The organism is Micromonospora sp. WMMA1976, from assembly GCF_027497335.1.
In the GTDB taxonomy this organism is placed as follows: domain Bacteria; phylum Actinomycetota; class Actinomycetes; order Mycobacteriales; family Micromonosporaceae; genus Micromonospora; species Micromonospora aurantiaca.
Map to the genome: position 1 here is coordinate 6588830 of NZ_CP114912.1, position 21519 is coordinate 6610348.

Consider the following 21519-nt stretch of genomic DNA (forward strand, 5'->3'; position numbering starts at 1 on the left):
ATTCACCAGTTGGTCGAGCCCGGGACGACCGGCCACGGCCGGTCGGCCGGCTTGATCAGGTACGCGATGCCGCCGGAGCCGGAGGCCACGGTGCCGTTGGCCCGGTAGCGCTTGGTGCGCAGCCAGATCTGCTCGAACTGCTCCCGCTTGTAGACGTTGCGGACCGCGTCGTTGGACGAGGACGCCGGGTCGTTGACGATCACGTCGCCGTCGGCGGTGAAGCCGACGATCACGAACAGGTGCCCGGAGGTGCCGTAGTTGGCCCCGTCCAGTTCGCTGGCGAGGAACGACTGCGAGGTGACCACCGGGATGCCCGCCTTGATGAACCGTTCCGCCTCGTCCAGCGAGTGCAGCCGGGTGACCCGCGCCTCCAGGCCGGGGAAGCTCGCCGCGTACGCGGTGTTGAACGGCCAGTTGCCGGCGCCCTCGTATTCGTAGTCGTAGGTCATCCGGGCGGCGTGGTCGACGGTCGGGTCGGGGTAGGAGGGGTCGACCCAGGAGGTGTCCTCGGCCGAGGGCTTGCGACCCCAGTACTCGACCACCATCTCCGTCGAGGTGGGTGAGCACCACGCCTCACCGCCGCCGTCGTACTCGGGGTACTCGCCGATGTGGATGTTCTGCGAGTAGCGCGGCACGGCCAGTTCGGTGCCCCAGGCGATACCGCCCCGGCTCGGCGTGACGGTGAACCGGTCCGGCACGTTCGACGCCATCGCGCCGAGCATCCGGACCTGCGGCGCGGCTGCCTGGCCGGGCGCGCGGTAGAGCGTCAGCCGCAACTGGTACGAGCGCAGCAGCACCCCGGCGTCGGCGTCGTCGACCGAGAACGTGTCGGTCCAGATGCTCGACCACGGGTCGCCCTGGCCGTCCAGCGTGGAGCGCTTGATGTCCTGGTCGCCGGAGGCCCAGCGGCCCATGACGTACCAGGGGGTCTGTGCCCCGGTGTTGTACGTGCCGTGCAGTTCGACCTGGATCCAGGTGCCGGCCGGGGTGGCGGCGTTCCACGACGCGACCATCTCGGTGGCGTCGAAGCCGATCCGCCGCTCCGGCGAGGTCCAGGTGGCGTACTCCCAGGTGCGTGTCGTGCCGGTGTGCTCGTCGGTGAACTCGGTGGTGCCCGCCGGGCGGTCGATGGTCAGCGCCGGGTGGCGCCCCGGTACGGCGCGGGTGCCCTGGTGGGTGCCGGTACGCCAGTCGGGGAAGCGGGAGAACTCCTGGAAGGTGATCTGTTCGTCGTGCGTGACGCCCGGTCGCGGCGCTTGTGCCTGGACCGGAGTGCTGGTGCCGAGGAGGGTGAGCGCGGTGAGGCCGGCGAGGGCGGCCGCGCGCATGGGTCGTCCGAACATGGCAGCTCCACAGGGAGACGGCATCGTTGCCGTTCACTGTCGCGCTTGGCGGGAAGTTTCGCCAGATGTTCAGGCATAGAAAATCATTGCCGAAGTGACGATCAGGTCGGGATGGCCGAAGGCAAAGACAGATATTGATATGACCATGTGTCTCCTGGTGGAGTGTGCGGACAACGGGATCTCCCGTACCCCCAGGAGGTTGTCCATGGCCTTCCGCGCCTCTCCGCTCCGCCGCCGGCTGGCGCTCGCCGCCGCCGTCGGCCTCACCATCGTCGCCGCGGCCGCAGCCCCCGCCGTCGCCCGACCCGCACCGGAAGGCTCCGGCGAGCCGACCACAGTCGCCTACCGGGTCCTCGGCCCGCGTACGGCGGCCGACCGCACCGCGGTCGCCTCCACCGGTGCCGCGATCGACTACTCCGAGCACGGCGTGCTGCACGTCACGGCGACCAAGGCCGAGGCCAACGCGATCACCCGGCTCGGATTCCGGCTCGAGAAGGACGCCGTGCCGGAGCACGACCACGCCGACGGGGGCATGACCGCCAACGCGTTCCCGCCCGCCGACTCGAACTACCACGACTACGCCGAGTTGACAGCGGTGGTGAACAAGGTGGTCGCCGACCACCCGACCATCGCCCGCAAGCTGAGCATCGGCACGTCGTACCAGGGCCGGGACCTGATGGCGGTGAAGATCTCCGACAACGTCGCCACCGACGAGGCCGAGCCGGAGATCCTGTTCAACGCCCAGCAGCACGCCCGGGAGCACCTGACCGTCGAGATGGCGATCTACCTGCTCAACCTCTTCACCGACAACTACGGCAGCGACTCCCGGATCACAAGCATCGTCAACTCCCGGGAGATCTGGATCGTCCCCACCGTCAACCCGGACGGCAGCGAGTACGACATCGCCACCGGCTCGTACCGCTCCTGGCGCAAGAACCGGCAGCCCAACAGCGGTTCCACAGCCATCGGCACCGACCTGAACCGCAACTGGGCCTACCAGTGGGGCTGCTGCGGCGGCTCGTCCGGCACCAAGTCGTCGGACACCTACCGGGGCCCGTCCGCCTTCTCCGCCCCGGAGACCGCGGCGCTGCGCAACTTCGTCAACAGCCGGGTCGTCGGCGGCGTGCAGCAGATCAAGGCGAACATCGACTTCCACACCTATTCGCAGCTGGTGCTCTGGCCGTACGGATACACGTACAACAACACCGCCACCGGGATGAACACCGACCAGTACAACACCTTCGCCACCATCGGACGGCAGATGGCGGCGACGAACAACTACACCCCGGAACAGTCGAGTGACCTCTACATCGCCGACGGCACCAGCATCGACTGGATGTGGGGCGCTCACAAGATCTGGGCGTACACCTTCGAGATGTACCCCGGCTCGGCCTCCGGCGGCGGCTTCTACCCGCCGGACGAGGTGATCCCGGCGCAGACCTCACGCAACCGGGAGGCCGTGCTGATCCTGTCCGAGTACGCCGACTGCCCGTACCGGGCGATCGGCAAGCAGAGCCAGTACTGCTGACCTCACCACCGGGCGGGAACCCCGGTTCCACCCCCGCCGGGGTTCCCGCCCACCCCGCCCGTCCGGACGATCTCCGCTGGTCGTGCGCTACCGTGGCACCGACCGTGCCACAGCGAAGCCGGTGCGAAACCGGCGCTGTCCCGCAACTGTGATGCCCCGTACGCGCGGCGCCGGCCTTCCGCCGGCGCCGACGGACGTGGGACGAGCCAGGTCGCCTGCGGCCCGGTCGCGACACGCGCTCTCGAGGAAGGGCGCCTCGCGGACGGGCCTTTCTTCCTGTCGGCGAAGCACCACACTCCTCGACCGACAGGAGGTTCCATGTCCAGACGTACCCCCCGGCTCTTCGCCACCGCGCTCGCGGCCGGCGTGCTGCTCCTCGGCGGCTGCGCCGAGAAGACCTCGACCGACACCCCCGCCGCCGGCGGCTCCGGCGGCGCGTTCCCGGCCACCGTCGGCAAGCTGACGCTGGAGAAGCGGCCCGAGAAGATCGTCTCGCTCTCGCCGACCTCCACCGAGATGCTCTTCGCCATCGGCGCCGGGAAGCAGGTCACCGCCGTCGACGACCAGTCGAACTACCCGGCCGAGGCGCCCCGCACCGACCTGTCCGGCTACCAGCCGAACGCCGAGGCGGTCGCCTCCCGCAACCCCGACCTCGTGGTGATCTCGGACAACCTCAACAAGATCGCCGACCAGCTCGTCGCTCTGAAGATCCCGGTCCTGCAGATCCCCGCCGCGGCCACGCTCGACGACACGTACCGGCAGCTCACCGACCTGGGCACGCTCACCGGCCACCGGGCCGAGGCGGACGCCGTGGTGCAGAAGATGAAGGACGACATCACCGCGCTGACCAAGGACCTGCCGAAGCGTACGGAGAAGCCGACCTACTTCCACGAGCTGGGCCCGGAGCTGTACAGCGCGACCAGCAAGACCTTCATCGGCACCATCTACGCGCTCGCCGGCCTGGAGAACATCGCCGACGCGTCCGACGCCGACGGGAAGAACGGCGGCTACCCGCAGCTCTCCCAGGAGGTCATCGTCAAGGCGAACCCCGACTTCGTCTTCCTCTCCGACACCAAGTGCTGCAAGCAGAACGCCGACACGGTGAAGGCGCGCAGCGGCTGGTCCGGCATCACCGCCGTGAAGAACAACCAGATCGTGGAGCTGGACGACGACATCGCCTCGCGCTGGGGCCCGCGCGTGGTCGACCTGCTCAGGGTGATCGTCGACGCCACCGCCAAGGTCCCGGCCTGACCGTGGCCCTTCGACAGGCGGACTCCGCCCCGAACCCGGCCGGGACGCCTCGGGCGCCCCGGCCGGGTGACCGGCTACCCCGGCCCCTGCGGCGCGGCGCGGCCGGCACCCCGATCCGCCCGGCCGGGCTGCGTAAGCGCTGGCTGTTCGCCGGAGTCGTGGCGGTGCTCGTCGCGCTGGTGGCGGGCGTCTCCCTCGGCCCGGTCAGCCTGCCGCCCGGCAGCGTCGCGGCCGAACTGCTCAACCTGCTGCCCGGCGTGCACCTGGACAGCGGGCTCACCGAGCGGGAAGTCGCGATCATCACCGAGCTGCGGCTGCCCCGGGTCGTGCTCGGCCTGCTCGTCGGCGCGCTCCTCGCCCTGGCCGGCGGCTGCTACCAGGGCGTCTTCCGTAACCCGCTGGCCGACCCGTACCTGCTCGGCGTGGCGGCCGGCGCCGGATTCGCGGTCACCGCGGCGATCGTGCTCGGCGCCGGTGCGGGCGGCGCGCTGACCGGGCTGCCGATCACCATTCCGCTCGCCGCGTTCGTCGGATCGCTCGGCGCGGTCGTGCTGACGTACCTCCTCGGCGCGGCCGGCGGCCGGGACCGGTCCCCGGCCACGCTGATCCTGGCCGGCGTGGCGGTGTCCGCGTTCTTCGCCGCCGGGCAGACGTACCTGCTGCAACAGCACTCCGACAACATCCAGCAGGTCTACTCCTGGCTGCTCGGGCGGCTCGCCACCGCCGGCTGGCACGACGTGTGGCTGGTCCTGCCGTACTTCGTGCTCACCTCCGTGGTGGTGCTGCTGCACCGGCGTGAGCTGGACGTGCTCTCCGTCGGCGACGACGAGGCCGCCGGTCTCGGCCTGCACCCGCAGCGCTCCCGCTACCTGCTGATCGCCGCCGCGTCGCTCGGCACCGCCGCCGCCGTCTCCGCGTCCGGGCTGATCGGCTTCGTCGGCATCATCGTGCCGCACACCATGCGGCTGCTCGCCGGTTCCAGCCACCGGGTGATCCTGCCGCTGTCGATGCTGTTCGGCGGCGCGTTCCTCGCGCTCACCGACGTGGTCGCCCGTACCGCCGCCGCACCCGCCGAGATCCCGATCGGCGTGGTCACCGCGCTGCTCGGCGGCCCGTTCTTCGTCCTCGTCCTGCGTACCGCCCGCCGGGTGGCGATGTGAACGCCCCCGCCGTGCGCGTCCACGACCTGCGGGTCGACCTCGGCGGCAACCCGATCCTGACCGGCGTCGACCTGACCGTCGCCGCGGGCGAGTGGGTCACCGTGATCGGCCCCAACGGCGCCGGCAAGTCGACCCTGTTGCGCGCCGTCGGCGGCCTGCTGACCGGCCCGGGCGAGGTCGCACTCTTCGGTACGCCGATCGGCGCGCTCCGGCGCCGCGAACGAGCCCGGGTGGTGGCCACCGTGGCCCAGTCCCCGGTGGTGCCGGCCGGCATGTCGGTCTTCGACTACGCGCTGCTCGGGCGCACCCCGTACATCCCGGCGCTGGGCCGCGAGTCGGCCGCCGACCTGGCCGCCGTGCACGAGGTGCTGGACCGGCTCGACCTGGGCCCGTTCGCCCACCGCGAGCTGGCCACGCTCTCCGGCGGCGAGCGGCAGCGCGTCTTCCTGGCCCGGGCGCTGGCCCAGGGCGCCACCCTGCTGCTGCTCGACGAGCCGACCAGCGCGCTGGACATCGGGCACCAGCAGGAGGTGCTGGAACTGGTCGACCAGCTCCGCCGCGAGCACGGCCTGACCGTGCTCGCCACCATGCACGACCTCTCCATCGCCGGCGAGTACGCCGACCGCCTGGTCCTGCTCGCCGACGGCCGGGTGGCAGCCGCCGGCCCGCCGGAGGAGGTGCTCACCGAGGACCTGTTGGCCCGCCACTACCGAGCCCACATTCGGGTGATCCCCGGCGACCACGGCCCCTTGGTGGTCCCCGTCCGCCCCACCTGACCCCCTGCTGCCCTTCCCACGCCGTTGATCTGTGAGTGGGGTTGTCAAGTGGTGCGGTGGTGGTTGGTGATGGTGCGGTAGATCTGTCGGGCGATGTAGCGCTTGAGGCAGCGGGTGATTTCTTTGGTGGTGCGGCCTTCGGTGCGGCGGCGGGTGATGTAGTCGCGGGTTTCGGGGTGGATGCGGCGGCGGGTGAGGGCGATGGTGTGTAGGGCGCTGTTGAGGGTTCTGTCGCCGCCGCGGTTGAGGCGGTGTCGGTTGGTGCGGCCGCTGGCCACGGGGATGGGGGCGGTGCCGGCGAGGGTGGCGTAGGCGGCTTCTGATCGGACGCGGCCGGGGTGGGACCAGGCGGTGAGGGCGATCGCGGCGGTGACGGGTCCGATGCCGGGTTGGTCGAGCAGGGGTGGGCACAGTTCGGTGACGAGGGTGCGTAGGCGTTGGTGGTTGTCGGCGAGGGTGGCGTCGAGGGTCTGGATGTGCCGGGCGAGGGTGGTCAGTTCGCGGCGGCGGGTGTGTTCCTCGCAGGGCAGGTCGGTGTGCTCGGGTAGGTCGAGGGCGGCCAGGCGGGCGATCTGGGTGGTGGTGGATAGTCCGCGTAGCGCCTCGCGCAGGGTGTCGTCGGCGGTCAGGATCAACGCTTTGACCAGGTTGACTGCTGCGGTGCGGGCATCGGTGTGGTGTCGGCGGCAGATCAGCAGCAGACGCAGTGCCTCGCGTGGTCCGTCGCTTCGGGGCACGGCGATGCGCTCAGCGGGCAGGGCAAGCACCGTATGGGCGGCGGCGACCGCATCCAGGTGGTCGGACTTGCCGCCCCGACGACGGGACGCGGCGGGGGGTTTGGGTGCCTCGCAGACCGCTTCACCGGCAGCGTCCAGCACCCGGCACAGCCCTTGCCCGTGCGATCGGGTGCCTTCCACCGCCCACAACCGGCGCCCCTGCGGTGGGGTGTGCGCGACGGCGAAGGTCAGCAACCGGGCCAACCCGTCCGGGTCGGTGGGCACGGTGACCTGCGCCAACACGGCGCCGAGACGGTCGACCACGGCGGCGGTGTGCGTGTCGGTGTGGGTGTCGACCCCTACCACCACGTCGTAGCGATCCGCGACTCGCTCTACGATCCTTGTCATCTCGGATTGTTGCTCCTTTGCCAGCGACGACCGGGACAGTCGGCGTCGGCTCGGGAAGCAGTCACCTCGGCGGCAGATCTGTGATGGGCCACGTGTGCTCGCACGGGCAGGCTTCTGATCAGGCCAGCAGGGTGGGCCGGGCCGGCGCCGACGATCACCCGGGGACAGGTCTTGCACAAGGCACACCCACACCACGGGCAGCCGGATCAACGGAGAGTCACCCGAGTGATCACCAACGCCGAACCCTAACGGCAACCAGCCGAACCGATCACCACACACATAGAAGCGTCTTGCACTTTCCGCCCCGGCGAAAGGTGCATATATCGCAAGGGGAGGGCCGCAACTGCAAGATCTGTGAAGGTTGCTGTCAAGTGGTGGCTTCGAGGGTGCGCCAGATTTGGCGGGCTATGTAGCGTTTGAGGCTGCGGGTGATCTCGGCTGGGGTGCGGCCTTCGGTGGTGCGGCGGTTGATGTAGTCCTTGGTGGGCTGGTGGCATCGTTGGCGGGTTTTGGCGATGGTGTGCAGGGCGGCGTTGAGGGTTGAGTTCCCCCCGCTTTGATGGAGCGGTGGTTACCTGCTGCCGGCTGGCGCAGGGGTGGCGATAGGTGGCTCGGCTGGTTGCGGCTGGCGGGTGTGCCAGGCGGTCTCGTACTCGTTCGGGCTGAGGTAGCCCAGTTCCTTCTGTATGCGGCGGGTGTTGTACCAGCCGTCGATGTAGGCGAAGATCGCGTTCTCGGCCTCGTCGCGGGTCCGCCAGGACGTGCGGTAGACGAGTTCGATCTTCAGCGTGGACCAGAAGTTCTCCATCAGGGCGTTGTCGTACGAGTCGCCGACGGAGCCCATCGACGGCAGGATCCCGTTGTCCTGCAAGCGTTCCGCGAAGCGGAACGACGTGTAGTTCGACCCGCGGTCGCTGTGGTGGATCAACTGGCCGTCGCGGACGTCGCGCGACCAGATGCCGTATTCGAGGGCGGCGAGGATCAGGTCGGTGTCGCAGCGGTCAGACGTCTTCCACCCGACGATCCGGCGGGAAAACGCGTCGCGGACCGCAGCCAACAGAACACACCCTCACCGCACGGGATGCGGGTGGCGTCGGCAACCCAGAGCCGGTTCGGCCCGTCGGCGGTGAACTGCCGATTGACCAGATCCGGCGCCGGCGTGTGCCGGGGATCCTGCTTCGTGGAGCCACCACGCCAGCCTCGACGCAGGAACGCCCCCTGCCAGCCCTGCTCGGCCATCAGCCGCTCGACGCGCTTGCGGCCCACGCGGATGCCGTCACGGCGCAGCTGCCGGTGGACCCGGTCAGCGCCGTAGGTGCGCCCGGAGGTCTCCCAGATCTCGTGGATGTTGGAGATCAGCCCCAGGTCGACGACGTCCCGGTCGCAGGGCTGCTCGGCCTGCTTGACCCACGCGTAGTAGGTTGAAGCGCCGATGTTGAGGACCCGTAGCAGGAGCGCGACCGCGAACTGGTCACGGTGTTCGTGAATGAACCTCATGACCGTCGCCGGGTCGGGTCGAGCTCCGCCGCGAAATACGCACTCGCGGCCTTCAGAATCTCGTTCGCCCGCCGCAACTCGGCAACTTCCTTGCGCAGCCGCCGGTTCTCGTCCGCCATCTCGCTGGTCGGCCGGTCGTGACGCTCACCCGTGTCGGCCTCGGCCTGGCGGATCCAGTTCCGCAACGCCTCGTGATGCACGCCGAGTTGCTCGGCCAGGCGCCGGATCACCGGCTTCGGGTCCGACTCGCGATACAGGCGCACGGCGCGCTGACGTAGCTCGTCGGGGTACTTCTTCGGTGCTGCCACGGACGACTTCCTCCCCACGGCCATAAGACCATGATCAAGAAGCTCCATGAAAGCGGGGGTGGCTCAGGTGCGGTCGCCGCCTCGGTTGAGGCGGTGGCGGGTGATGCGCCCTGAGCTGGCGGGGACGGGGCTGACGCCGGCGAGTGAGGCGAAGGCGGCTTCGTTGCGGAACCGGCCGGGGTGTGACCAGGCGGTCAGCGCGATCGCGGCGGTGACGGGGCCGATGCCGGGTTGGTCGAGCAGGGTGGGGCAGAGTTTGTCGACCAGGGTGCGGATTTCGGTGAGGTTGGCTTTCAGGAGCCGGTCGAGGGTCTGGATCTGCTCGGCGAGGGTTGCCAGGTGAGTGCGGCGCAGCCGGTCGAGACCGCTGCCGCTGGTGGTGGTGAGGGTGGTGGCGTGCTGGACCTGTCGCAGGGTGCTCAGTCCTCGCATCTGTGTGCGGAGGTCGTCGTCGGCGGTGAGGATCACCGATTTGAACAGGTTGATGGTGGCGGTGCGGGTGTCGCTGTAGTGGCGGCGGCAGACGTGCAGCAGGCGCAGGGCTTCCCGGTCGCCGTCGGTGCGGGGTGAGGCGACGTGGTCGGCGGCCAGGACGCCACGAGCGGCGTGCGCGGCGTCCAGCGCGTCGGACTTGCCGCCTCGACGGCAGCGCCCGGCAGCGGGTTTGGGTGCTTCCAGGACGTACTCACCCGCGGCGCGCAGGACGCGCAGCAGACCGACACCGTGACAACGAGCGCCGTCCAGGGCCCAGGCCCGCCGGCCCGTTCCCAGCACGGCCGTCTGCCGGCCGGCCCAGGCCAGCAGGACAGCGGCGCCGTCGTCGGTGGCCGGCACGGTGATCTCCGCCAGCACGGTGCCGACCGCGGTGAGCACCGCGGCGGTGTGCGTATCGGTATGGGTGTCCACACCGACGACCGCGTCGACACGCTCGGCCAGACGTTCTGCCAGGATGGGAAACACGGACGGTTCTCCCTTGCACGGGACGACGTTCGGACGGCGTCGGCCCGGGAGCGATCACCCAGCGGCACATCTGTGATGAGTCACGCGACACGGGCTGCACACCCCTTCGCGGACAGGCTTCTGATCAGGCCAACAAGGTGGGCCGGGCCGACGCCGGCAACCCACGAGGACAAGTCGACGCCACGGCACACCAACTGACAGCGGCCAGATCTTGCATGAGTCACCCATAGATCACCAACGTCGAACCCTACCGATACCAACCTCCCGGAACCGGCCCACCTATAGAAGCGTCGACGGAGGAACCGGGCGGGGCAGGGGCGGTGCGGGCGCGGAGGGGGTCAGCGGAGGGTGGAGATGGAGAAGAGGGCGCCGGCCGGGTCTCGTAGGGCGGCGCTGCGGCCGGCCGGGTTGTCGCGCGGCGGGACCAGGATCGTGCCGCCCAGCTCGGCGGCCCGGGCAGCGGTCGCGTCGGCGTCCTCCACCGCGAAGTACACCGCCCAGTACGCGGGCAGGTCCCCCGGCATCGGCTCGGCCCGCGGGAGCATGCCGGCGACGATCCGGGCGCCGCAGCGCCACCCGGTGTACGCGACCGGCCCGGCCGGGCGTTCCTCCGGATGCCAGCCGAAGACAAGCGCGTAGAACTCCTTCGCGCCCTCCGGGTCGGGGGTGACCAGCTCGTTCCAGCACATCGCGCCGGGCGCGTTGTACAGCTCGGCCCCGCGCATCGCCATCGGCTGCCACACGCTGAACACCGCGCCGGCCGGGTCGGCGAGGACCGCCATCCGGCCCTGCTGGGCGACGTCGAACGGGGAGACGACGACCTGCCCGCCGGCCGCCTCGGCCCTTGTGGCGACCAGGTCGGCGTCGTCGGTCGCCACGTACGTGGACCAGACCGGCACCTGGTCCGGCGTACCGGGTGGGCCGGCCCCGGCGACCGCCTTGCCGTCCCTGCGGAAGACGGTGTAGCCGCCGGCTTCCGGTTCGGGGGAGATCTCTCCGGTCCAGCCGAACAGCTCGGGGTAGAACCGTCGTGCGTCGTCCAGACCGGGCGTGGCCAGGTCGGTCCAGCAGGGCGTGCCGGGCTCGACGCCGTTCACGGTGACCCCTCTCGCCGGGGGCGGCTCCGCTCGCCCGCCCTGTCGGCATCGTGGCACCGCCGGGTCGGCCACCGGGCCGGAACCGGACAAAAGGTCAGCTGAAGCGGCGTCCCTCGTCCCGCCGGTACGCCCAGCCGGCGAGCGCGGCGAGCACCAGCACCCAGACCACGAGCATCACCAGCGCCCGGGTGTCCGGCCGGAAGTCGGTGACCGCCGCCCAGATCAGTTCCACGGCGCCCCGGGTCGGGAGGTAGGGCGCGATCGCCTTGATGAAGCCGGGCGCGTCGTCCGGCCCGGAGAGCAGGCCACCGCCGAACGCGAGCGGGAAGAAGATCACCTGCGCCACCACGATCGCGGCCTTGCTCGGCAGCGAGTAGCCGATCGCCAGGCCGAGCAGCGTGAACGGAACCGAGACCACGGCCACCGCGCCCAGGCCGAGCAGGAACTGCACCGCGCTGACCCGGGCGTCCGTGGCGACCGCCGCGATCACCACCACCGGAATCATCGAGACGTAGGTCAGGACCACCCCGGCCAGGATCCGCCCGGCCAGCCGCGGCGCCGGCCCGGTCGGCAGGGTCCGGGTGTACGGGTTCCAGGGCTGGTCGCGGTCCTCGGAGACGCCCACTCCGTACTGGAAGATGTTGGCGGTCATCACCGCGAAGGTCACCATGGCGGCGGTGGCGTAGGTGGCGCCGACCGGATCGTCGCCGGCGAACGGCACCACGAAGAAGAGCATCGAGGCGGCGGGGAAGAACGCGCTGCCCACCACCGCCACCGGCACCCGGACGATCTCCAACAGGTGGTAGCGGGCGTGGACCAGGGCGAGCGGCACGGCGGTCTCCTAGGCGGGGGTGGGCGCGGGCCGGTCGTCGGCCGTGATGGCGAGGAACGCCTCCTCCAGCGAGGTGGGCCGGACCTCCAGATCGTGGAACGGCACCCCGGAGGTGACCAGGTCGCGGACGAGCTGGTCGGCGTCGGTGGTGAGCAGGTGCACCCGCCCGTCGGCGCGTTCGGTGGTGACCACGCCCGGCAGCGCCGGCAGGTCGTCGGCGACCAGGCTGACCCGGCGTACGCCGACGATGCCGCGGATCGCGGCCACCGAGTCGTCGGCCAGCACCCGCCCGTGGCCGATCACCACCACCCGCTGCGCGAGCGCCTCCACCTCCTCCAGGTAGTGGCTGCTCAGCAGCACGGTGCCGCCGCCGGCGTGGAAGCCGCGGATCGCGTCCCAGAGCGCGTGCCGCGCCTCCACGTCGAGGCCGGTGGTCGGCTCGTCGAGCACCACCAGCCGGGGACGGCCGACGAACGCCAGAGCCACGGCGAGCCGGCGACGCTGGCCGCCGGAGAGGCCGCCGGTCTGCCGGCGTACCTGGTCGGCGAGGCCGAACCGGTCGAGCAGTTCGCCCCGCGGCACCGGGTCGGGGAAGTGCGCGGAGACGAAGTCGACCACCTCGCCGACCCGCAGCGTGCCGGGCAGGCCGGTCTCCTGCGGGGTGACACCGAGTTGCCGCCGGCTCGCCGGGTCGCGCGGGTCGCCGCCGCACAGCTCGACCCGGCCGGTGGTCGGGCGGCGCAGCCCGACCAGCAGGTTGATCAGCGTGCTCTTGCCGGCGCCGTTCGGGCCGAGCAGGCCGACCAGCTCCCCGGACCGGACGGTCAGGTCGACCCGGTCCAGCGCCAGCACGTCGCCGTAGCGGCGGCTGACCTGTTCGGCGCGGGCCAGGATCATCGGCGATCTCCTCGCAGGTAAGTGCTGTGCCTCCCCTGTCTACCGTGCGTGCGCCAGCCCCGCTGTCCCCTGACCGGGTGCTCACATCCCCTAGTCTGGTGGCGCCGTCGACGACGGTGGAAGTTCCGACCGGACACTGGGGAGGGTCCGTGACCAGTCCGAGCAGGAATCTCGACGTCCAGCCGGAGGCGCTGAGGGCGTTCGCCGCCGCCTCCCGGGACCGGGCCGGCCGGTTCCGCGAGCTGGAACGGGTGTTCCGCGACGGCCACGTGGCCCGGCACTCCTTCGGTGTGATGCCCGCGTCGTTCAGCCTCGCCGCCGCGTACGAGCAGCAGTTCGAGGCGTGCCTGCAGGGGCTGGCGGACGGTGCCGAGACCATGCTGACCGTCGCCACGGGGCTCGCCGAGACCGCCGCCGCCTACGACGACACGGACTCGGCGAACGACACGATGTTCACCGCCGGCGGCTGAGGGGGAACGGCATGAGCACCGAGGCGCTCCAGCGCAACAAGACCTACTTCGAGCAGATCGTGTCGGGCACGCCCGACCCGTTCAAGCCGCTGTCGAACGCGGTGCTGTGGCCGTTCGAGCAGCTCCTGGAACTGGTCGCCGGTGAGCCGGACGACCTGATGCGGGCGGCCCAGCTCGCGATGACCACCGGGGAGGCGGTCCGGCAGATCGCCGGTGACCAGATCGCCGACCGGGCGCGGCTGCGCGGCGCCTGGGACGGCGACGCGGCGGAGAAGTTCCACGCCTCGATGCAGTCCATCGAGGAGGCGATGGACGATCTGGCAAAGGGGCTGGACGGCACCAAGGAGGTGCTCGTCGACTCCGCGAACGCGTCGGTGGACGCGTTCAACCTGCTGGTCGAGCTGATCCTGGAGTTCCTGCTCTGGTTCCTGACCGAGATCATCATCGCCGCGGTGGCGGCGGCGCTGAGCGCCGGCGTGAGCCTGGCCGCCACTGTGGTGCGGGTGCTGGCCCGGCTCGCCACCACCGTCGGCCGTATGGTCAAGATCGTGGCGCGGTTCGCGGAGATCCTCACGAAGCTCGCCACCAAGCTCCAGAAGGTCGCCAACCTGCTCGACCACTACGCCAAGGTGGTGATGGAGCTGCGCCGGGCCAAGAAGGCGTACAGCGCGTTCAACAAGTCCGGCTACACGAAGGCGGCGCTCGCCTTCAAGGTCGAACGCGCCGCCGTGCTCTTCCCGGGCAAGTTCGCCATCAACCAGGCGTCCCCGGTGAACATCCCCGGCATCGGCGGCGCCCTGCTCGACACCGGGATGGGCCTGCACGACGTCTCCGACGGGCGCAAGGACCGCAACTACCTGGTGGACGGCACGTACCGCGACGACCTCGGCCCGTACACAAAGGGCGTGCAGAACGTGTTCGACTCGATCGTGAACTGAGAGGCAGCAATGACGTTCCCGGCCCTGGACCGGATCGAGGCGCTGGCCCGCAACCTGGACGGGTGGCAGCGCGAACTCGGCGCGCGGATGGCCGAGCTGGAGCAGAGCAGCGCCGAGGGGGTCAGCGACTCCGGTCTGGTCACCGTCGTGGCCGCCGCCGACGGCAAGATCCTCTCCACCGACATCAACGCGCGGGCCATGCGCTTCGACTCCTACACGCTCGCCGAGGAGATCACCTCGGCGGCGAACCGGGCGCAGGAGGCCGCCGCCGCCCGGGTACGCGAGATCGTCGGCGAGGTGATGGGCAACGCGCCGGGCGGGGAGCGCCCCGCCGACGACGGCTACGGCCACGGCCACGACCGATACTGATTCGATGGACGAGACCAGATACCGCGACCGGATCGGCCTGCTCGTCGAGCCGGGCGAGCGCGTCCTGGCCCACGCCAAGGCCGACGTCGGCCAGGGGCTCGCTCCGGCACCGCCGCCCGAGCCGGAGTCCACCGCCGAGCCGAGCCGGCGGACTGTCGGCTCGGTGCTGCTCAACATCCTGCTGCCCCTGGCCACCTGGGACCGCGGCGACCGCCTGGTCGACGCGATCGGTTGGGGGATCGCCGGACGCGGCGCCCCCGGTTCGGCCGCCTCCCGGCTGCACCGCGCGCTCCGCCCGCCCCGGCCCGACCTCCAGGTCCGGGAGACGCTGCTCGCAGTCACCGACCGGCGGCTGGTGGTCTGCCGTACCGGCGGGGTCAAGCTGCTGGCCGGGCGCGAGGCCGAGGAACGCGCGCTGGCCGAGACCGCCGTGGCCTGGTCGGCCGCGCGCGGCGAGGTCGCCTCCGCGCGGGTGGGCTGGCACCGGCTCAACCCGAAGCGGCTGCGGATCGACTTCACCGACGGCTCCTGGCTGTCGTTCACCGTGCCGATCGCCGAGTCCGGCCGCCCGCTGCGCGAGGTCGCCGCCGCACTGTCCGCCTGACCGGACCGCCCTGCCGGGCCCGCGACGGGCCGTCCGGGACCGCTGTCGGCCGGCCACGTCAGCGCGGCCGGGCCCCGCGTCAGGCGGTCAGCGGCCCGGGCAGCGGCTCGCGGTGCAGCACGGCCAGGCGGGAGACCGCCCGGGTCAGCACCACGTAGAGGCGGTGCAGCCCGCGCGGCTCGGCGGCCACGATCGCGGCCGGCTCGACGACCACCACGTGGTCGTACTCCAGGCCCTTGACCAGCGTCGCCGGGACCACCGTGACCCGCGTCGCGGCCTCGACGTCGTCGGCCGTAGCGGTCTCGACGCCCGCGTCGGCGAGCGCCGCGCGGAGCCGGTCCACCGCGTCGTCGGCGGCGATCACACCGACCGAGCCGTCGTGCGCGAGCGCCGCCCGCACCTCGGCCACCGTCGCGGCCGTCAGGTCCTCGGCGGTACGCACATCGAGCGCGCCGTCGTTGCGGAGCGACCGGGCCGGGGGTACGTCGACGGCGAGCGCCGGCAGCAGCCGGTTCGCGAACGCCACCACCGCGGCGGGCACCCGGAAGCCTACGCTCAGCGGCACCACAGCGGCGTCCGGCTTGCCCAGGTGGGCCAGGGACTCGCGCCAGTCGGTCGCCGCCCAGGGCGCGGTGCCCTGGGCCAGGTCGCCGAGCAGCGTGATCGAGCCGTGCTCGCTGCGCCGGGCGATGGCGCGGCACTGCATCGGGGAGAGGTCCTGCGCCTCGTCGACCACCACGTGCCCGAAGCCGGCGGGCCGTTCCAGCAGCCCGGCCACCTCGTCGATGAGTACCGCGTCGGCGGCGGTCCACCGGGTCGCCTTCGCGGTGCGTGCGACCTTGCCGGACCGGAACAGCTCCTGCTCCTCGGGCGTGAGCAGGCCGTCCGCGGCGGCGGCCAGCGCGTCCGCGTCGGTACGCAGCCGGTGCAGCAGTCCGTCCGGCGTGAGTGCCGGCCAGACCGTGTCGAGCAGGTCGGTGACCGGCTTGATCCGGCTCATCCGGCGTAGCCAGGCGTCGTTCGGTGACTCCGCCCGGCGCGCCTCGGCCTGGCGTTGCAGCAGCCCCACCACCCGGGCCCGGACCCGCTCCCGGCCGGTGGCGTAGGGCAGACCCTCCTGCCGCGTCTCGGTGACCAGCCGGTGCAGCGGGTCCAGCCCGATCCGCCACCGGTACGAGCCGTCCGACACCATGATCGGCTCGGTCGGCGTACCGATGTGGGCGTCGACGGCCCGGCGCAGCACCTCGGCCATCCGGACGTCGTGCTTGAGCGCGGCGGCGGCCGGGTCGTCGACCGCGCGGACCGGCACCCGCGCGACCAGGTCCTCCACTGTGGCCTGCTCGACCTCGACCTCACCGAGCGCCGGCAGCACCGCCGCGATGTACGACAGGAACGCCCGGTTCGGCCCGACGATCAGCACGCCCGAGCGGCGCAGCCGTTCCCGGTGCAGGTAGAGCAGGTACGCGGCGCGGTGCAGCCCGACCGCCGTCTTCCCGGTGCCGGGCGCGCCCTGGACGCAGATCGAGTCGGCCAGGTCGGCCCGGACCAGCTCGTCCTGCTCCGGCTGGATGGTGGCGACGATGTCGCGCATCGGGCCGACGCGGGGACGCTCGATCTCGGCGGTGAGGATGCGGCTGGCGGTGCCGAGTTCCTCGCCCCGGTCCAGGTGCTCGTCCTCGAAACTGGTCAGCGTCCCGGCGCTGAACCCGAACCGGCGGCGTACGGCGACACCCTGCGGGTCACGTGCGCTGGCCCGGTAGAACGACCGGGAGACCGGGGCACGCCAGTCCAGCACCAGCGGCTCGCCCAGCTCGTCGGTGACGTGCCGGCGCCCGACGTGGTACTCCCGTCCGGCGTGGTCCGGGTCGTCGCCGCCGAAGTCCAGGCGGCCGAAGAACAGCGGGGTGGTCGGGTCGTCGGCCAGTTCCTTGACCCGCCGGGCCATGTGCCGGCCGAGCTGCTCGGCGGTGTACGAGTCACCGGCCACCTTGTCACCGGTGGCGAAGAGCGCCTCGGCGCGTTCCCGCATCCGTTTAAGCGCGGCGCGGGAGGCGCCGAGGTGGGCACGTTCGGCGGTCAGTTCGGCGTCGAGACCGGGTGTGGCGTCAAGATCGGTTGCGGGCACTGTGAACTCCGATGGCTCAACTGAGGCTCGCTCGCGTGTCCGGGGCGGTTGGCCTGCTCCCGGCGCGGGGACGTCCGCTGCGGTGCATGCTCACCGCGGCCGTCGGGCGGCCATCGACTTTACGGGAGCACCGGCAGGTCGCGCCAACGATTTTCGGGTGTCGGCCGCGGGGTGTGTGTCGGCCGGTCCGGCCTGGCGGCAATCATTGAGGCATGACCGAGGCGCTTCCCGGCCGGAGCCGGGTGACGATCAGTGATCCGCAGGTGATGCGGGCGCTCGCTCACCCGGCCCGCATGGCGATCATGGAACATCTCGGCACGCTGGAGGGCGGTGCGACGGCCACCGAGTGCGCCGAGATCGCCGGCCTGTCGCCGAGCGCCACCAGCTACCACCTGCGCGAGCTGGCGAAGTTCGGGCTGGTCCGGCAGGCGCCGGGCCGGGGTGACGCCCGGGAGCGGGTCTGGCAGGCGGTGAATCCGTCGTTCCATGTCGAGGTGGGGCCGGACGCCGACCCGGAGGCGCGTGCCGCCGAGGCGGCCCTGGTCGAGGCGCACATGGTCCGTGACGCCCAGCGGGTCCGGGACTGGTTGCGCCGCGCGCCGGACGAGTCGCCGGAGTGGTACGCGGCCACCTGGTTCAGCGACAGCATGCTGCTCATGACCGCCGAGGAGCTGACCGAGCTGAACCAGGCGGTCCAGGCGCTGATGGAGCCGTACCGGCGGCGGACCCGGACCGATCCGCCGGCAGGCGCTCGGCCGGTGGCGACGCAGTACCGGGCGATGCCCGTCGACTGAGGGGTTGCGCGCGTCAGTTGTGAAGGATTACTTTCGAAGTATGTCCTTCACAACTGACGAGTCGCGCTGGCCGGACGTCTGGCTCGCGGCCACCGCGCGCGGCATCTCCAGTTGCGGGGACTTCCTCGCCGCCGCCACGCTCACGCTCGCCCTCCAGTCCGCCGGTGCCGGCGGACTCGCCGTCTCCGGGCTGCTGCTCGCCGCGACGCTGCCGCTCGTGGTGCTCGCGCCGCTGACCGGCCGGCTCGCCGACCGCGTGGACAGCCGGGTGCTGCTCGTCGCCGCCGGTCTCGCGCAGGCCGCGGTCTGCCTGGCCCTCGCGTACGCGCGGGATCCGGTGCTGGTGATCGCGCTGGTGGCGCTGCTGGCGACCGGGCTCGCGGTCACCCAGCCGGCGATCGCCGCGCTGGTTCCGGTGATGGTGCGGCCCGAGGACCTGCCCCGGGCGGGCGCGCTCAACCAGACCGCCGGGACGCTCGGCGCGCTCGCCGGTCCGGCGCTGGCCGGGCTGCTCGTCGGGCAGTTCGGCACCCGGGTGCCGCTGCTCGTCGACGCGTTCAGCTACCTCGCGCTGGTGGCGGCCGGGCTGCTCATCCGTACCCGCCGGGGAGGGCGCCGGACGCCGGCCGCAGTCGCCGCGGCGGTCGCGCCCGCCTGGCGGCTGCGCCGTGACCCGCTGCTGACGGTGATGGTCGGCAGCGTGGCCGCGGTGATCGGCGCGGTCGGCGCGGTGAACGTGATCGAGGTCTTCTTCATCCGGGAGACGCTCGGCAGCAGCACCACCGTGTACGGCCTGGTCACCGGCTCCTGGACGCTCGGCATCGTGCTCGGCGCGTGGCTGTTCGCCCGGGTCGCCCGCCGGCTCGCCGACGACGGCGCGCTGCTCGGCGCCGGGCTGGTGCTGCTCGGCGGCTGCTGCCTGGCGGTGCTCGTCTCGGCCGCGGTGCCCTCGGCCTGGCTGCTCGTGCCCATCTGGCTGGCCGGCGGCGTGGCAAACGGCGGCAACAACGTCTTCGACCAGTTGCTGCTGGCCCGGCGGGTGCCCGAGGCCTCCCGGGGCCGGGCGTTCGCCGTCTTCGGAGCGGCCGCGCAGGGCGCGGCGATGGGCGGCTACCTGGTCGGCGGCCTGCTGCTGGAGGTGGCCGGCCCGCGCGTCCTGATCGCCGGCTGCGGCGCGGCCGGCCTGCTGGTCGTGGTGGCGCTGCTCGGGCCGGTCCGACGCGCGGCACGCGCCGAGCGAGCCGGCGTCGCCCGCGCGGCCACGCCTGCCGCCGCCGTGGCAGGCGGTTAGGCGCGGAGGTGCGGAGTTCACCACTCGATCGGATCCCCCGGCGGCGAGGTCGGAGCCACGGCGATACGGTCGGGTCATGGCCGACCGCATCGCCCGCCCCCGCGTGGGGCACATCCAGTTCCTCAACTGCCTGCCGATCTACTGGGGGCTGATGCGGTCCGGCGCGCTGATCGACGTCGACCTGCACAAGGACTCGCCGGATCGGTTGAGCGCCGACCTGGTCGCCGGTGACCTGGACATCGGCCCGATCACGCTGGTTGAGTTCCTCAAGCACGCCGACGACCTGCTGCTCCTGCCGGACCTGGCGGTCGGCAGCGACGGGCCGGTGCTCTCGGTGAACGTGGTGTCCACCCGCCCGCTGGGCGAGCTGGACGGCGCCCGGGTGGCGCTCGGCTCCACGTCGCGTACCGGGGTGCTGCTGGCCCAGCTGCTGCTCGCCGAGCGGCACGGGGTGCGCCCGGAGTACTTCCGCTGCCCGCCGGACCTGACCCAGATGCTGCTGGAGGCCGACGCCGGGGTGCTGATCGGTGACGTGGCGCTGCGCGCCCTCTACGAGGCGCCGGCCAAGGGCCTCGAGGTGACCGACCTGGGACAGGCGTGGCACGACTGGACCGGCCTGCCGATGGTGTTCGCCGTCTGGGCGGTACGCCGCGAGTTCGCCGCAGCCCACCCGGGCCTGGTCAAGGAGGTGCACGAGGCGTTCCTGCGCTCGCGTGACCTGTGCCTGGCCGAGCTGGACCAGGTAGCGGAGGCGGCGGCCCGCTGGGAGACGTTCGACGCGGCGACGCTCGCCACGTACTTCCGGGCGCTCGACTTCTCGCTCGGTGAGCGGCAGGTGGCCGGGCTGCGTGAGTTCGCCCGCCGGGCGGCCGCGTACGGGGAGGTGCCGGCGCTGCCGGCCGGCGGCCCGGAGTTCTTTCAGGGCTGACCGCGCCGCCGCCCGGGGCTCAGGTCGCGGGGCGCAGCAGCGCCTTGGTGATCCGTTCGCAGGCGTCCATGCCGTACTCCCAGCCGCCCTCGACGCCGAACGGGGTGCGCAGCATCACGCCCATCGTCCAGGTGTCGCCGATGGCCAGGCAGTTGACGTGGTACTCCTCTTCCTTGTCCCGGTCGATCCACCCGTTCTTGATGGCGATCTTCTTCTGCTGGGCCGCCGGGAACGCCTTGCGGATGCCGAAGTCGCCGGGAGCGCGGACCTGGCGCATCTCGTTGAGCAGCCACTTGGTCCACTTCGGCCCGGCCGCGCGGCCGTCGTCGATGCAGAGACCGAGCCGGGCGGTGTCCCGAGGGGACAGTTCGGTGCGGCTCCAGCCGCCGTCGGAGGCGACCTCGCTGTCGGTCAGCTTGCAGATCGAGATCAGCCGCTCGATCGAGTCCGAGCCGCCGACGTTCTCGTAGAACTCCTGGGCGCGGGTGTTGTCGCTGTCCCGGATGATCTTCGTGGCATCGGCGAGCTTTGCATCGCTCGGCGTCTTGCCGTCCTCGGCGCTCAGGCGCAGGTAGTCGGCCACCACCCAGGACTTGATCAGCGACGCGGTCGTGCTGGTCTCGCCCATGTTCGCCGAGCCGATGATCTTCCCGGTGCGCTTGTCCAGCACGGACCAGGCGTACCAGCCCTTGATCTTGAGGCTGTCCAGGTTCTTCGCCTGGAACGGCAGCGGGGCGATCGACGGTGAGGGGGCGACGCGTGGCGCGTTGCGGTCGACGGACTGCTGAGTGGACCGCTCGTTCGTCGGTTCGGGACGTGAGTTCGCGGTCGCCTCCAGCGGCGAGCCGGGGATCACGCGCAGGGAGAGGCCGAGCAGGCCGACGAGGACCGCAGCCAGGGCGCTGAAGGCGAGTGGACGCCGATAGCTGCCGGGCCGACGCCGGGCACCGGCCATCAGAGCTTCCCGACCGGCTGCTGCGGCACCTTGAGTGCGGCGCCGGGCTGCGGCGTCACGAGCTGGGTGGCGACGGCGGCGCACATCTTCGCACCGTACGGCAGGCCGGCGCGGCCCGGGTACCGCATCATCACGGAGAGACTCCACTTGTCGGTGAACGCCAGGCAGCTGACGTGCCAGTTGCCGTCGTAGGCGAGCTGGGTCCAGCCGTTCTTCATGTGCACCGGGCCCTGCGCCTTGATCGTCGCGGGCAGGCCGTCGATGATGCCCCC

General features: G+C 71.7%; 21 protein-coding genes, 2 pseudogenes and 1 riboswitch. Of the genes and pseudogenes, 11 read left to right on the forward strand and 12 right to left on the reverse strand.

All coding sequences use genetic code 11. The features are described 5' to 3' along the window. Positions 1-2: 2 nt before the first annotated feature. Positions 3-1343, reverse strand: coding sequence for a C39 family peptidase (locus tag O7546_RS30595; protein WP_194802062.1), 1341 nt, complete (start codon positions 1341-1343; stop codon positions 3-5). Between the two features lie 205 nt (positions 1344-1548). Between O7546_RS30595 and O7546_RS30600 the strand changes: the two are divergent. From O7546_RS30600 to O7546_RS30615, 4 genes and pseudogenes are all read left to right on the forward strand, one after another. Next, positions 1549-2868: pseudogene (locus O7546_RS30600) on the forward strand (M14 family metallopeptidase); the annotation flags it as partial. A gap of 120 nt (positions 2869-2988) precedes the next feature. Then, positions 2989-3082: riboswitch (cobalamin riboswitch) on the forward strand. Positions 3083-3189: 107 nt separating this feature from the next. Further along, positions 3190-4122 carry an ABC transporter substrate-binding protein gene (locus O7546_RS30605; protein ID WP_194802060.1) on the forward strand — a complete coding sequence of 311 codons (933 nt, stop codon included), beginning with the start codon at positions 3190-3192 and terminating at the stop codon, positions 4120-4122. Between the two features lie 86 nt (positions 4123-4208). Then, entirely contained in the window at positions 4209-5282 is a 1074-nt protein-coding gene (locus tag O7546_RS30610) for an iron ABC transporter permease (RefSeq protein ID WP_281601129.1), read from the forward strand. After that, positions 5279-6058, forward strand: coding sequence for an ABC transporter ATP-binding protein (locus tag O7546_RS30615; RefSeq protein WP_269698014.1), 780 nt, complete (start codon positions 5279-5281; stop codon positions 6056-6058). The genes O7546_RS30610 and O7546_RS30615 overlap by 4 nt, the downstream gene beginning before the upstream one ends. 44 nt (positions 6059-6102) lie before the next feature. Here the strand turns inward: O7546_RS30615 and O7546_RS30620 are convergent, their stop codons facing one another. The 8 genes from O7546_RS30620 to O7546_RS30655 form a co-directional block, all read right to left on the reverse strand. Beyond that, a complete protein-coding gene (locus tag O7546_RS30620; protein ID WP_194802082.1) occupies positions 6103-7182 on the reverse strand; it encodes an IS110 family transposase in 1080 nt (359 codons plus the stop codon). Between the two features lie 571 nt (positions 7183-7753). Further along, positions 7754-8239 carry an IS3 family transposase gene (locus O7546_RS30625; protein WP_281599703.1) on the reverse strand — a complete coding sequence of 162 codons (486 nt, stop codon included), beginning with the start codon at positions 8237-8239 and terminating at the stop codon, positions 7754-7756. Continuing rightward, a complete protein-coding gene (locus O7546_RS30630) occupies positions 8164-8679 on the reverse strand; it encodes an IS3 family transposase (RefSeq protein WP_281599701.1) in 516 nt (171 codons plus the stop codon). The genes O7546_RS30625 and O7546_RS30630 overlap by 76 nt, the downstream gene beginning before the upstream one ends. Continuing rightward, on the reverse strand, positions 8676-8987 hold the full coding sequence (locus O7546_RS30635; protein ID WP_194803493.1) for a transposase: 312 nt from the start codon (positions 8985-8987) through the stop codon (positions 8676-8678). Before O7546_RS30635 ends, O7546_RS30630 begins: the two co-directional genes overlap by 4 nt. A gap of 63 nt (positions 8988-9050) precedes the next feature. Continuing rightward, positions 9051-9947, reverse strand: a complete 897-nt coding sequence (locus tag O7546_RS30640) for a transposase (RefSeq protein WP_281600330.1) — start codon at positions 9945-9947, stop codon at positions 9051-9053. 338 nt (positions 9948-10285) lie between these two features. Beyond that, positions 10286-11044: a VOC family protein gene (locus O7546_RS30645; RefSeq protein WP_281600331.1), complete on the reverse strand. Its 759-nt coding sequence runs from the start codon at positions 11042-11044 to the stop codon at positions 10286-10288. Positions 11045-11138: 94 nt separating this feature from the next. Then, positions 11139-11876, reverse strand: a complete 738-nt coding sequence (locus tag O7546_RS30650) for an ABC transporter permease (RefSeq protein WP_281600332.1) — start codon at positions 11874-11876, stop codon at positions 11139-11141. A 9-nt stretch (positions 11877-11885) separates the two neighbouring features. Then, positions 11886-12773: an ABC transporter ATP-binding protein gene (locus O7546_RS30655; protein ID WP_194802056.1), complete on the reverse strand. Its 888-nt coding sequence runs from the start codon at positions 12771-12773 to the stop codon at positions 11886-11888. A 149-nt stretch (positions 12774-12922) separates the two neighbouring features. On the opposite strand from O7546_RS30655, the gene O7546_RS30660 reads away from it, so the two are divergent. Genes O7546_RS30660 through O7546_RS30675 form a run of 4 tightly spaced genes read left to right on the forward strand, consistent with a single transcriptional unit; the run spans position 12923 to position 15154 of the window. Continuing rightward, the gene (locus tag O7546_RS30660; protein ID WP_194802055.1) at positions 12923-13243 is read left to right on the forward strand and encodes a type VII secretion target; all 321 of its coding nucleotides are present in this window, start codon (positions 12923-12925) and stop codon (positions 13241-13243) included. A gap of 11 nt (positions 13244-13254) precedes the next feature. Beyond that, a complete protein-coding gene (locus tag O7546_RS30665; RefSeq protein WP_194802054.1) occupies positions 13255-14181 on the forward strand; it encodes a WXG100 family type VII secretion target in 927 nt (308 codons plus the stop codon). A gap of 9 nt (positions 14182-14190) precedes the next feature. Continuing rightward, positions 14191-14550: a YbaB/EbfC family nucleoid-associated protein gene (locus tag O7546_RS30670; protein ID WP_269698016.1), complete on the forward strand. Its 360-nt coding sequence runs from the start codon at positions 14191-14193 to the stop codon at positions 14548-14550. Positions 14551-14554: 4 nt separating this feature from the next. Continuing rightward, on the forward strand, positions 14555-15154 hold the full coding sequence (locus O7546_RS30675) for a hypothetical protein (protein ID WP_194802053.1): 600 nt from the start codon (positions 14555-14557) through the stop codon (positions 15152-15154). A gap of 79 nt (positions 15155-15233) precedes the next feature. On the opposite strand, the gene O7546_RS30680 is transcribed toward O7546_RS30675, so the two are convergent. Then, a complete protein-coding gene (locus O7546_RS30680) occupies positions 15234-17279 on the reverse strand; it encodes an AAA family ATPase (RefSeq protein ID WP_269698017.1) in 2046 nt (681 codons plus the stop codon). 212 nt (positions 17280-17491) lie between these two features. Between O7546_RS30680 and O7546_RS30685 the strand changes: the two genes are divergently transcribed. The 3 genes from O7546_RS30685 to O7546_RS30695 all read left to right on the forward strand — a co-directional run bounded on the left by O7546_RS30685 (position 17492) and on the right by O7546_RS30695 (position 20292). Then, complete coding sequence (locus O7546_RS30685) at positions 17492-18073, forward strand: winged helix-turn-helix domain-containing protein (protein WP_194802051.1); 582 nt, start codon at positions 17492-17494, stop codon at positions 18071-18073. Positions 18074-18113: 40 nt separating this feature from the next. Continuing rightward, the gene (locus tag O7546_RS30690; protein WP_281600333.1) at positions 18114-19364 is read left to right on the forward strand and encodes an MFS transporter; all 1251 of its coding nucleotides are present in this window, start codon (positions 18114-18116) and stop codon (positions 19362-19364) included. A gap of 76 nt (positions 19365-19440) precedes the next feature. Continuing rightward, the gene (locus O7546_RS30695) at positions 19441-20292 is read left to right on the forward strand and encodes a menaquinone biosynthesis protein (protein ID WP_194802049.1); all 852 of its coding nucleotides are present in this window, start codon (positions 19441-19443) and stop codon (positions 20290-20292) included. Positions 20293-20311: 19 nt separating this feature from the next. Here O7546_RS30695 and O7546_RS30700 read toward each other — a convergent pair whose 3' ends face one another. Together O7546_RS30700 and O7546_RS30705 are read right to left on the reverse strand one after the other, a co-directional pair. Continuing rightward, positions 20312-21247, reverse strand: a complete 936-nt coding sequence (locus tag O7546_RS30700; RefSeq protein WP_194802048.1) for a hypothetical protein — start codon at positions 21245-21247, stop codon at positions 20312-20314. Then, positions 21247-21519: pseudogene (locus O7546_RS30705) on the reverse strand (hypothetical protein); the annotation flags it as partial. The gene O7546_RS30700 and the pseudogene O7546_RS30705, both read right to left, overlap by 1 nt.